A 13011-nucleotide genomic window follows, 5' to 3' on the forward strand; every position below is an offset into this window, starting at 1 on the left:
CATCAATGCACAAGGTCAGGTGGAATTGGTGGCTGATGCTGCTAGTGGCAGCAATTCTTGGGTTTCCCCTACCAACTGTCAGACACTGCCACTATCATCATCGGGTTTACGCAATCCTTAACGACACCTAATATCATGTCCAATAGCAACGGTTGTGTAACTGCTAATAGCTAATCGCTAATGGCTTGGAGGCAATTGAATTGCGAGCAATGGCTAGCAATTAGCCATCCATACACTACCGATCTCTCGCGGACATGATATAACGCACAATTAGTGGTTTTCACCGATAACCTTTGAATATACCGGAGCTGACACCAGGGTAATTACTGATGAGGCAGGATTAAGCAATTGAATAAACTACTGGTCAGTCAAATCCCAATTAGTAGAAGTGGTGCAGGTATAGTGATGAAACTATGGTGTTTGCAGGGTGTGGCGTACGCTGCATCAACTCTATTATTTTCCATTCCAGCCGCAGCGCAAATCGTCCCAGACGCCACTCTACCCGTTAATTCCATTGTCACGCCCAACGGCAATACCCTTACTATTGACGGGGGAAGTCGCGCTGGGGGCAATTTATTCCATAGTTTTAAAGAATTTTCCCTTCCCACAGGGGGAGAAGCATTTTTTAACAATCCGGTCGATGTGCAAAACATCTTCAGTCGCGTAACTGGCAGCAATATTTCTCATATCGACGGGTTAATTCGAGCGAATGGGAGGGCTAACCTATTTCTGCTCAACCCCAACGGGATAGTTTTTGGTCCGAATGCCAGGTTAAATATCGGGGGTTCATTTATCGGCAGTACTGCCAGTAGCATTAACTTTGCCGATGGGACGCAATTTAGTGCTACCAACCCAACAGTAGCACCCTTGCTCACAGTCAGCGTTCCCATTGGTTTGGGATTTGGTAGTAATCCGGGAGCAATTACGGCGCAAGGAACAGGACACAACCTGACCACAACACATGCAGAACAGACACCCTATGTTGTTACAGATAGTAACACCGGACTGGGGGTGCAACCAGGAAGGACATTAGCGTTGGTGGGTGGGAATGTGACGCTCAATGGCATGACACTGACAGCACCAGGAGGAAGAATTGAGTTAGGCAGTGTTGCAGAAGGTATAGTCGGCTTCAATCCTAATTCCCAAGAGTTTGTACTAGACTATGCTGGCGCCAACGACTTTCGAGATCTTCGACTTGAGCAGCAAAGTTTAGCAGATGTCAGCGGTGTTACTGCTGGCTCAATTCAAGTCCAAGGCAGGCAGGTTAGTCTCAACGATGGCTCAGTTTTATGGTCGCAAAACCGAGGTTCTCTACCAGGAGGAAGCATCAACGTCCGTGCTGCGGAGTCTGTAGAATTCAGTGGCTATATCCCCAGCACCAGAATTCGCAGCGGTTTGGTCAGCGAAACATTAGGAACCGGAACGAGTGGGGATATTACCGTTTCTACGCAACGACTAATCTCTAGAGGTGCTGGTGGCATCTATAACAGAACATTTAGTCAAGCAACTGGTGGTGATGTCATTGTGAATGCCTCTGAGCTAGTAGAGTTTAGCGGATTTGTTCCCAATGCATCCAACACCATTGCTGCCTACACCTTGTCTACTGGCAAAGCAGGAAACATCGCTATATTTGCTCGGCGATTATTTTTATCAGACGGTGGAATCATTTCCAATACAACGTTTAATAGAGGTGCGGGCGGTACTATAACTGTCAATGCTGAAATCATAGAACTGATTGGTACTAGCAACGGTAATGGTGCTTTGTTTGCTAATAGTTTTGGGGCTGGTAATTCGGGGCATATTGTTATCAACACCCGCACTTTGAGCGTTAGTAATGGTGGCAGGTTAACTACAGCCAGCTTTAGTACGGGTGATGGTGGAAATATAAATGTGAACGCCTCTGAGTCAGTAGAAGTAAGCGATCGCAACCCAATCGATGCAACCCCTAGTCGTATCCGCTCATCAGTTGCCATTGCATCTGAATCTGTGAGAAGGGTTTTTCCAGGGCTACCAGATGTTCCGAGTGGCACATCTGGCAATCTCACTATCAACACACCAAACTTAACACTAACCGAACAGGGATTTGTCAGCGTCAATAATGAAGGGGTGGGTAGAGGCGGAACCCTAACTGTAAATGCAGGTTCAGTGTTGGTTTCGGGAAACGGTAGCTTCTCAGCAACAACCGTATCGGGTGAAGCGGGCAACATTGCGTTGCAAGCGCAGAGTTTGCAAATGCGTCGCAATAGTTCTATCACTACCACCGCTGGATTGGGAGACGGGACGGGTAACGGCGGCAACCTAACTATCAATGCCAATGTCATCGCTGCCCTGGAAAATAGCGACATCAGCGCTAATGCAGTGTTTGGTCGGGGCGGCAATATCTCTATCAGCACTTCTGGTATCTTTGGGACTCAGTTTCGTCCCCAACCGACTCCAGAAAGCGACATCACCGCCAGTTCTCAATTTGGTCTTTCCGGTACGGTGGCAATTACCAACCCAGAAGTAGAAAATCGCTCATTCTTTGTTGAATTGTCACAAAATCTGCTTGACACTAGCGAGCAAATTACCACGGGTTGTGCTGCCGATAGGGGCAATACATTTAGCATCACGGGAAGGGGCGGATTACCAGAAAACCCTAGTTCGGGGCTTTTAGGTCGTGCCGTATGGTGGGATAACCGAGATTTGTCCGCTCTGGATCAAACTGCGTCCCTGCCTGCACAAAATCTACCCAAAGCTGAACCACCAACGCAAATTGTGGAAGCAACTGGCTGGGTAATTAACGATCGGGGTCAGGTAGAGTTGGTGGCGCAAAATCCTAATCGAATTCGCGGGTATAATGCGCCTAATTGTCGTCCTCTTGTTGCTAAGTAATTGTGGGGTGAAAATGCGATTAAAAAAATTACTTCTGTACGTAGGGTTGGGATTGCTAACGTTGGTGGTGGCGAACGCGCTCTCCCCCTCCCCATCCCGCAGCTACGATCGTCCCCCCAACCCGCCGCTAATTCAAACGAGTACCGATGCCCGCAGTTTACTGCAACAAGGGCGGGATCAAGCCGATGCAGGGCGCTTCAGCGAGGCGGCGAGACTTTGGCAACAAGCCGCATCTGAGTATCGTCAGCAGGGCGACAAGCTGCAAGAAGCAATGAGTTTAAGCTATCTATCTTTCGCTTATTTGCAGTTAGGGCAACTCCCCCAGGCAATCGCAGCGATGCAACAATCCCAAACTTTATTGCAACAAGCCTCCAACCAACCTGGAGCTACAGTTATTTTAGCGCAAGCCCTCAATACCTTTGGCAGCATTCAACTAGCAATGGGGCAAACAGAAGCCGCGCTACAAACGTGGGAAAATGCCGCAAAGAATTACGATTTTGCCAGGGATGAAGTCGGGAAATTGGGAGCAATAATTAATCAGTCTCAAGCTTTACAAACCTTGGGATTGTATCGTCGGGCGCAAGCACTTTTAGAACAAGTCAACCAACAATTGCAATCTCAAAGCGATACCTTAATTAAAGCAACCGGATTGCGGAGTTTGGGCGTTGCTTTGCAAGTCGTAGGCAACTTAGAGCAGTCGCAAGAAGTCTTGCAGCAAAGTTTGGCGATTAGTCAAAAATTAGGCTCAGATGCTGCTACCAGCGCCGCCTTATTTAGTTTGGGCAATACCAGCCGCGCCCAAGAAAACTTCGATGCAGCAATTGAATTTTATCGCCAAGCCGCAGCCAAAGCAACGACACCCCTTGACAAAACCGAAGCTTTACTATCGCAATTGAAAACTCTCGTAAAACAGCAACAGTGGGAAGAAGCGAAAGCATTGCTACCCCAAATTAAACAAGCGAGCGCAAATTTACCCCCCAGTCGCATGTCGGTTTACGCTCAGGTTAATTTCGCCCAAAGTTGGATAAAGATAGCGCAGGTGAGCCAAAGTTTTGGGGCGGGTTTTACCAACCAATCGCCGCATCCACGAGATATCTCATTAAACCCGCCCCAAAGCGCATCCTCCAATTACCAATTACCAATTACCAAGAAATTGCTCAACTATTAGCCAAAGCCATCCAACAAGCTAAACAACTCAACGATAAGCGAGCCGAAGCTTATGCACTTGGCGAGTTAGGGAAAGTTTATCAACTAACCGGACAGTTAGCAGAAGCGCAAAGTTTAACCGAACAGGCGCTATTAATTGCTAATGGAATTTCAGCGGAAGAAATTGCCGCTCCGATGCAAGCACAATTGGGGGAAATTCTCAAATCAAGGGGGGATATTAATCGAGCGATTGCAGCTTACACCAACGCGGTTAAAACCCTCAATACTATTCGCCGCGACTTGGTAGCAATGAACCCCGAAGTTCAGTTTTCTTTCCTCGACAGCGTCGAACCCGTCTATCGCGAACTCGTCGATTTATTGCTACAACCCCCCCTTGATAAGGGGGCAGATCAAAAAAACCTAAAACAGGCGCTTGAAGTAATCGAAGGACTGCAACTTGCAGAACTAGATAATTTCTTTCGGCAAGCTTGTTTAGATGGCAAACCGCAGCAAATCGATAAAATCGATCCAACAGCGGCAGTTATCTATCCCATGATTTTAAAAGACCGCATCGAAGTTATATTGTCACTTCCGGGAAAACCGCTACGCAATTATAAAACCTACTTACCCCAAGCGGAAATAGAAAGAAACCTCAAGAAATTGAGAGGTTTTTTAAGCTTATCTGCTGCCACAACAGAGCATTTAAGCCTTTACGGTACGCTTTATGACTGGTTAATTAGACCTGCCCAAACCGAGATCGCAGAAACTGGGGTAAAAACCTTAGTCTTTGTGATCAATGGTTTCTTGCGAAATCTGCCAATGGCGGCTCTCTACGACGGTCAACAATACTTAATCGAAAAGTATAGCATCGCTTTCGCTCCCGGCTTGCAGTTACTAGACCCCCACCCCCTGGCTACAAGACAACTTAAAACTTTAATTGGTGGTTTAAGCGAAGCTCGTCAAGGGTTTATTGCTCTACCAGGCGTGCAATCAGAAGTCGATTTAATTACCAGAAAAGTTTCTTCTGAAGTTTTGCTCAATCAAAAATTTACCAGTCATTCTTTGAAGCAAACTTTATCAGATACAAACACACCAGTTTTGCATTTAGCCACCCACGGGCAGTTTAGTTCTAAAATCGAAGACACGTTTATTTTAACCTGGGATGGCAAGCTAAACGTGACTGAATTGTCAGAGGTTATAGGACGCAGAAATGAAACGATTTATCACCCGATCGAACTATTAGTTTTGAGCGCTTGTCAAACGGCTAAAGGGGATAAGCGAGCAGTTTTGGGATTAGCTGGACTCGCAGTAAAAAGCGGCGCACGTTCTACAATGGCAACTTTGTGGTCAGTTAACGACGAATCCACCGCTGATTTTATGGCTGAATTTTACAAGCAGCTAGCTAAACCAGATAGCGCTAAATCTGAAGCGTTGCGTCAAGCTCAATTATTTCTGTTAAAACAACCAAAGTACAACCATCCTTTTTACTGGGCACCCTTTGTTTTGGTTGGGAATTGGTTGTAAGTTTTTTGCTCATTGCTAATGGCTAATGGCTAATGGAAAAAATTACCTACTATGCGAAACCATTGTGATAAAAAACCTTTTGCTTCTACCCGAATCTTGACGCCGCAATGCTTTTGCCCTACCCGATCGCCCATTACCGATTTCCCCTTCGCAAAATTGTGCTTTTTAGAACGGTTAATTGCGAAAAAACACTGATGGCTGGTTAAGTTAACAGTGGTTAAGTTGTAATGGGATTATTATTTTCCCAAAAAGTCAATCAGATCTGAATAGAAAATTTTAACATGAAAAACCAACGATTTTCTATGTTGACAACTACTTTGCTCCTGACTAGCTGGTCAGTGTCAGTCTGCCTCGGAGCAAGTGCGGTAACCTTTTCCACGCCGAAAGGCATATCTGGCGCGCCTCGCCAGGAAACGACGAGTGGAGCGACTCGTAACAACGGTGCTTGCTTGAGTAATGCGATCGCATCCAAAGATACAGTAACACCCTTAATTCCGAACAGCCGTTTGGGATTAACTGTATCCGAGCGACCTACCTTTTTTGTCTACGTGCCTAAAACAACAGCGAAAGAAGCTACCTTTACTCTCCAAGATGCTGATCGAAATCTGATTTACCGCACAAAAGTAGCCCTAAGCGAAACTGGAGGTGTGATTCGCATCACTGTGCCAGAAACGGTGAAAGCGCTAGAAATAGACAATGATTATCGGTGGGTAGTGGAAATCCACTGCATCGCCGATTTAGATCCGGACAATCCTTTTGCTGAGGGGTGGGTGCGCCGCACATCAGTCAATGCCAATTTGGCTGGTAAACTAGAAACAGCCAAGACATCTCTAGAGCGTGCAATTGCCTATTCCCAAGAGGGAATTTGGTACGAAGCTCTAGCAAATATGGCTGACGCCGTGCGATCGCAACCTCAAGACTCAACTTTGATTAAGAGTTGGGAAGAATTGTTAACCTCGGTGGGATTGCAAGCGATCGCAAAAAGTCCACTAACCCTGTAATATGCAAAATCCTAGTTGCGCTGACCCTATTGAATGCTAAAGCGCAACTAAATAATCTATACTTTATATCTTATTCTCCCCTTGTCCCTTTCCCTCTATCCAAGCGCCGCGATCGAGTGCAACCAAAACATCTTATGTGGCTAAAGGAAAAAATTTTACAGGGGTGCAAGCGATATGCAAGAGTCATCGCTACAGCGATAACTGTAGCGGGACTTGTCATAGTGGGGGATAAAGCGGAATTATTTCAGATTTTAGAATGGGGGACTACGGATAGATTTTTTCGCCTGCGTCCGGCTGAACCCGTAGATTCCCGTATTACTATAGTCGAAATTACAGAATCCGATATCAAGCGACTCAGACAATGGCCCATGCCTGATATTATCTTAGCCAAGTTAATTGACAGGATTAAGGAGCAACAGCCAGCGGTCATTGGCTTAGATATTTATCGAGATTTACCTGTAGGTCCCGGATATAGTCAACTGGCTGAGGTGATGAATAATACCCCAAACCTCATAGGGGTCGAAAAAATTTTGGGGCAAGCCGTCGCGCCGCCGCCGATTTTATACGCTCGCGGTCAAGTAGCGCTCGCCGATTTCGTACCCGATAGCGATGGGAAAATCCGCCGCGCGTTATTGTCAGCAGAAGATGGTTCGGGAAAATCTAAACTGTCCCTGGGAGCGCTTTCGGCGCTGATGTATTTAGAAAGAAAAGGGATGACGCCCAAAAAGGTCGATGGGGAAAAAAGTCATCTGCAATTGGGTAGAGCTTTGTTTAAGCCTTTAACGGGTAATGAGGGAAACTACAAAACAGATATTATCGGCGGTTATCAAATATTAATGAACTATCGCGGGATGCGATCGCAATTCCAAATCGTCTCGCTCACCGATGTTTTGTCAAACCAAATACCCCCAGATTTAATCGGAGCGCGCATAGTCTTGATCGGCGTCACCGCCAAAAGTCTCAACGATTTCAGTTACACCCCTTATGATTCCCGCCTCGAGGGAGTTTTAATTCACGCCAACTTATCCAGCCAAATATTAAGTGCAGCCATTGACGGGCGTCCTTTGTTAGAACCTTGGTCCCATTCAATCGAATATTTATGGATTTTTTTCTGGTCTTATATTGGAGCAACCGGAAGTTGGATATTGCTCCAAATAAATCAATCACACAACAAAATTATTGGACTGGGTAGAGTCGTTGAGGGAATTATTTGTGCAGCAAGTTTTCTAGTTTTAATATCTTATCTAGCTTTCTTGACTGGCTGGGTGATTCCGGTAGTTCCCCCCTTAATAGCAATGGCAGTTTCTGCCATTGCTATGACCAACTACTACCAAATTTGGCGCTTGAAACAAGCCAACAGACAACTGACAAACTACTCCAAAACCCTAGAACAGCGAGTCGAAGAACGCACCGCCCAACTCCAAGCCGCTAAACTAGCAGCAGATACCGCCAATATTGCCAAAAGCGAATTTCTCGCTAACATGAGCCACGAACTTCGCACCCCTCTTAACGGCATTTTGGGATACGCACAAATCCTGCAACGCTCAAAAAAAATTCAAATAAAGGAAAAAGAAGGGATTGATATCATTTACCAGTGCGGCTCGCACCTGCTGACCTTAATCAACGATATCTTAGACTTGTCTAAAATAGAAGCAAGAAAATTAGAACTGCATCCGACGGATTTTAACTTTCACAACTTTCTCACTGGCGTAGCAGAAATTTGTCGCATCAAAGCCGACCAAAAAGGCATTCAATTTATTTCACCCAATTTATCTATACTTCCCTTGTGGGTCAAAGCAGACGAAAAACGGCTGAGACAAGTATTAATCAACTTACTAGGCAATGCCATCAAATTTACCGACAAAGGAAGCGTCACCTTTAAAGTAGAAGTAATCGGTAATGGAACGAATTATAACCAATTACCAATTACCCAAATCCGCTTTTCAATTGAAGATACCGGCATCGGCATGAGCGAAGAACAATTAGAAAATATCTTTTTACGATTCGAGCAGGTCGGAGATAAAGCGCGTCAGATAGAAGGCACGGGATTAGGATTGGCAATTACCCAAAAAATTGTGAATTTAATGGGCAGCCAAATAGAAGTACGTAGTCGTTTAGGTGAAGGGAGTATTTTTGGGTTTGATTTAGAACTGCCCCTAGCCGTGGGGACGAAAAAAAACTACCCGGAAAGGCGCGATAAAATTATTGGAATTAAAGGTGAAAAACCAAGCATTTTGATAGTAGATGATAGGAGAGAAAACCGTTCGTTTCTCGTCAACGCACTTGCAGCAATCGGTTTTGCTACAATTGAGGCTACCAACGGTCAAGAAGGAATCGATGTGGCGACCAAGTCGGCACCAGATTTGATTATTACTGACTTGGCTATGCCAGTTATGGATGGATTGGAAATGATTCAACAAATCCGCAGCGATTCCCAATTTCAAGAGCGAGCAATAATTGTTTCTTCTGCCAGCGTTTTTGAGATCGATAGACAAAAAAGTTTGTCGGCAGGAGCCAATGAATTTTTGCCAAAACCCGTGCAAATTGACGAATTATTGAGGATGTTGGAAAAATATTTGAAACTCGAATGGCTCTACGAGGAAGAATCAGATTCGGCAAATCTTCAAGACACAAGTTTGAGCGGTGAAGAAATCGTCTCTGCTGCCATACTTGCTCCCGAAAAAGCGGAATTATTAACCTTGTATGACCTAGCAATGATGGGGAATCTTCAAGGAATAGAAGAGGCATGTAAAAAACTAGAACAAAAAGATGCAAACTATGCCCCCTTTGCCACTGAATTGCGGCAGTTAGCATCAAGTTTTGCTCTGGAAAAAATAGAAGAATTTATCAAAAATTTTATAGATAAATAAAAGGAGACGCAATGAATAGTAAAATTTTGCTAGTAGACGATAATCCCACCAATTTAAAAGTGTTGTCGGGAGCAATGGCAGAGTCTGGGTGGACTATCTTAGTAGCCACGGATGGCGAAAGGGCACTGAAGCAAGCAGAATATGCCCTTCCAGACTTGATTTTACTCGATGTGATGATGCCGGGAATTAATGGGTTTGAAACTTGCCTGAAGCTCAAAAGTAACCCGAAAACTCAAGAAATTCCAGTGATTTTTATCACCGCATTAGACGAGGCTGTTGATAAAGTTAAAGGATTAAATTTAGGAGCAGTAGATTATATCACAAAACCCTTTCAACAAGAAGAAGTTTTAGCCCGCGTCGGGGTGCATCTTAAATTGCGCGCTCTAAGTAAAAAGCTATCAGAACAAAACGAACTGCTGGAGAAACAGGTAGAAGAGCGCACAGCTAAACTCAAACAAGCTCTCCTCGATTTACAACAATCTCAGCTGCAGTTAGTACAAAATGAAAAGATGGCTACTCTCGGTCAATTAGTCGCTGGAGTCGCCCATGAAATTAACAATCCTGTAGGCTTCATCGCTGGCAATCTCACCCAAGCAGATCAAGATATACAAAATTTACTTAACCTCATTCATCTTTATCAATCTGAGTATCCCAATTGCTCAGACAAGATTGCCGCTTTTATTGATGAAATCGATCTAGAATTCTTGAGCGAAGACTTGCCAAAAATGATTGCATCCATGCAGGAAGGTACGGAACGGATACGCAATATCAGTACTTCTTTAAAAACCTTCTCTCGCTTAGATTCTCACTCTTTGGTAGAGTTTAACGTCCACGAGGGAATTGATAGTACCTTAGTGATATTGAGACACCGGATCAAAGCTAACGAACAGCGTCCGGAAATAGAGGTGGTGCGCGATTATGGAGAAGTTCCGGAAATTAAGTGTTATCCCGGTCAGTTAAATCAGGTATTTATGAACATCCTGAGCAATGGGATTGATGCCGTTGATGAATCAAATAAGGGACGTTCCTATCAAGAAATCGCAGCCAATCCCAATCGGATTTTGATTCGGACTTCTGTGGAAAAATCTAACCTGGTTATTTTAATTAAAGATAATGGCTGCGGTATGAGCGAGTCAGTCCGCAACCAGGTGTTCGACCACTTGTTCACGACGAAGGCTGTCGGGAGAGGAACTGGCTTGGGATTATCTATTTCTCGTCAGATTATAGAAGAGAAACACGGGGGGCAGCTTAGTTGTAAGTCCGTACTCGGAGAAGGAACTGAATTTATCATTGAGCTGCCGATTTAATTCTTTAGATAGATGGAGGATGAAGAAGAAAAGGCCATAATGGTTAAATTGGGGTAATTTGCCATGAGAAAAATTTAATATAATTTACAAATCTTAGGTAAATGAGGCGCGGCTTTTTTAAATAAAAATGGATAAACAAATTGGTCAGAAACGCAAATTTTAAGATTTATTCAGGAAGTGTGAGAAGGGGAGAGCAACATGTTAAGATAGGGGTCTTCCGAATTTTTCAAGCATGACATGATTCAGTCACTCGTTGCTGTTATTGATGGCACTAGAGCGCGGTTTCTATGCCTAGAGCAAGCCGAATTGCCGGAGTATGAATATGGCCCGAATTTAATCGAACGCAAAGATATCTCCAATCCGACTAAAGAACTTGCAGGGAAAGAACTGTGGTCGAATGTCAAAACAGGGCGCAATAAAGGTTCGGGGGGTCAAGCTCACGCCTATGACGATCATCGACAAAACCATGTAGATGAATTTGAGCGCCGGTTTGCAGTTGCAATTGCAACGGAAATCGTCAACCTAACTCAGGCAGAACAAACTCAGCGATTGCTCCTAGTCGCCGAACCGCAAATATTAGGATGCGTAAGGGAAGCACTTGCGCCCGTCCTACCTAAAAACGTACAACTGCAAGAACTAGCGAAGGACTTATGCAAACTTAAGCCAAAAGAAATTCACGAACATCTAGCCCAGAAAAATCTGTTGCCAGTACGTAAAAAACTGACAAGTTAGGCCATTTTTAACCAACAGGTAAGGAAAGCGCTGGCTTTGACTCGGAGGCGAGGACAAAATAAAATTAAGATATGAGAAACAGCGTCCGAGTACGCAACTCAAAGTCCTTACCTGTTCGCTGCAATCATATGCTCCAAAGGGGGAAAAGGCACAGAACTTTGAGCATCGGGAACGGGAGGTTTTTATGAACATTATGTCTACTTTCCTCTCCCCCAGAAAACTGGAAGGACTGGAAACCTGCTTATTACTCCCCCTACGCAACATGGTATTGTTGCCAAAAATTACCCTACCGGCGATCGCCGGCAAGCCGCGCTCTATGGCAGCAGTAGAAGCAGCGATGCTGACTAGGCAAAAGCATCTGATTATCGCTGCCATCCGTCCGGAAGCGCAAAAGAAACTGGAAAACGACGAAAATGCCGAAATAGAAAGCTTGGAGGAACTATACCCCGTTGCCACCCTGGCTGTCATACAGCGGGTGGTGCGATTACCCGTCGGACCAATTCAGCTTGTGGTTCAAGGTCAAGAACGAGTCAAAATTGAACAACTGCTAAAGCAAGATCCAGCATACGAAGTCGAGTTTCGGCGGCTACCCAAACTGACACCAGAAGCAGCCATAGCAGCAGGAAGCAAATCCCAGACTCTAGAAGCCTTGAACGGTGCGATAAAATCCCTCTGGCGCGAAGCTGCGGCGATCAATCCCAACTTTCCAGAAGAGATTCTGGCAATGTTGCTTTCCAGTGACGATCCGATGGAGTTAGCTTACGAAACAACCACGCTGCTGCAACAGGAAGTGCCGCAAATGCAAGCAGTGCTAGAACAAGACAACCTAGAAATGCTATTGCGTCAAGTTCTGGGTTCTTTGCAACAGGAAATAGAAGTCCAGCGCCTGCGGGGTGAAATTTTGGGGGAAACCAAAAAGGAAATTGACGATCAACAGCGGGAATTCATTCTGCGCCAGCAACTGAAGAAAATTCAAGAGGAATTGGGAGAAGGAGATCCGGAACGCCAGGAAATTGAAGAGTTGCGATCGCGTTTAGCCACCACCCAACTGCCAGAAGTCGCCGAAAAGCAAGCCAAACGAGAACTCGCTCGCCTAGAACGCATTGGCAGCAGTTCGGCAGAAGGCGGGGTGATTCGCACCTACCTCGACTGGCTGTTAGAAATGCCCTGGAATAAAACAATACAAGACAACCTCAACCTGAAAAATGCCAGGGAAGTCTTAGATGCCGACCACCACGGACTCGATAAAATTAAAGACCGTATAATCGAACACCTGGCAACGTTTAAGTTAAAACAAGACGCCCAGACTCGGAAAATGGCAGAGGATCCCCCCCTACCCCCCCTTAATCAGGGGGGAACTCCCCCCTCCCCCCAACCCCCCCAGAATCAGGGGGGAAAGGCCCCCAGCCGCCGCGGGCCCCTGACCCTTCCCCCCTACCCCCCCCTCCTCCGCTGTGACCTCCCCAATCCCCCCGACCCCCCCCTACTCCGGGCGGAACTCCCCCATCCCCCCTACCCCCCCTTAATCAGGGGGGAACTCAAGCGGGGATCATCGGTACG

8 protein-coding genes are annotated in these 13011 nt (G+C 45.6%); all 8 read left to right on the top strand.

Annotation, left to right across the window (positions count from 1 at the left end; translation table 11 throughout):
- Positions 1-348 precede the first annotated feature (348 nt).
- Positions 349-2871: a filamentous hemagglutinin N-terminal domain-containing protein gene (locus ACE1CM_RS00860; protein WP_374875516.1), complete on the top strand. Its 2523-nt coding sequence runs from the start codon at positions 349-351 to the stop codon at positions 2869-2871.
- Between the two features lie 13 nt (positions 2872-2884).
- Positions 2885-4039, top strand: coding sequence for a tetratricopeptide repeat protein (locus ACE1CM_RS00865; RefSeq protein WP_374875517.1), 1155 nt, complete (start codon positions 2885-2887; stop codon positions 4037-4039).
- A 530-nt stretch (positions 4040-4569) separates the two neighbouring features.
- Complete coding sequence (locus ACE1CM_RS00870; protein ID WP_374875523.1) at positions 4570-5541, top strand: CHAT domain-containing protein; 972 nt, start codon at positions 4570-4572, stop codon at positions 5539-5541.
- A gap of 302 nt (positions 5542-5843) precedes the next feature.
- Positions 5844-6542: a DUF928 domain-containing protein gene (locus tag ACE1CM_RS00875; protein WP_374875518.1), complete on the top strand. Its 699-nt coding sequence runs from the start codon at positions 5844-5846 to the stop codon at positions 6540-6542.
- Between the two features lie 134 nt (positions 6543-6676).
- On the top strand, positions 6677-9412 hold the full coding sequence (locus ACE1CM_RS00880; protein ID WP_374875519.1) for a CHASE2 domain-containing protein: 2736 nt from the start codon (positions 6677-6679) through the stop codon (positions 9410-9412).
- An 11-nt stretch (positions 9413-9423) separates the two neighbouring features.
- Entirely contained in the window at positions 9424-10719 is a 1296-nt protein-coding gene (locus tag ACE1CM_RS00885; RefSeq protein ID WP_374875520.1) for a response regulator, read from the top strand.
- A 237-nt stretch (positions 10720-10956) separates the two neighbouring features.
- A complete protein-coding gene (locus ACE1CM_RS00890) occupies positions 10957-11451 on the top strand; it encodes a host attachment protein (protein WP_374875521.1) in 495 nt (164 codons plus the stop codon).
- A gap of 184 nt (positions 11452-11635) precedes the next feature.
- A partial coding sequence (locus ACE1CM_RS00895) for an LON peptidase substrate-binding domain-containing protein (protein ID WP_374875522.1) occupies positions 11636-13011 on the top strand: 1376 nt, incomplete at its 3' end.

The sequence above is a fragment of the Microseira sp. BLCC-F43 genome (assembly GCF_041929235.1).
In the GTDB taxonomy this organism is placed as follows: domain Bacteria; phylum Cyanobacteriota; class Cyanobacteriia; order Cyanobacteriales; family Aerosakkonemataceae; genus Microseira.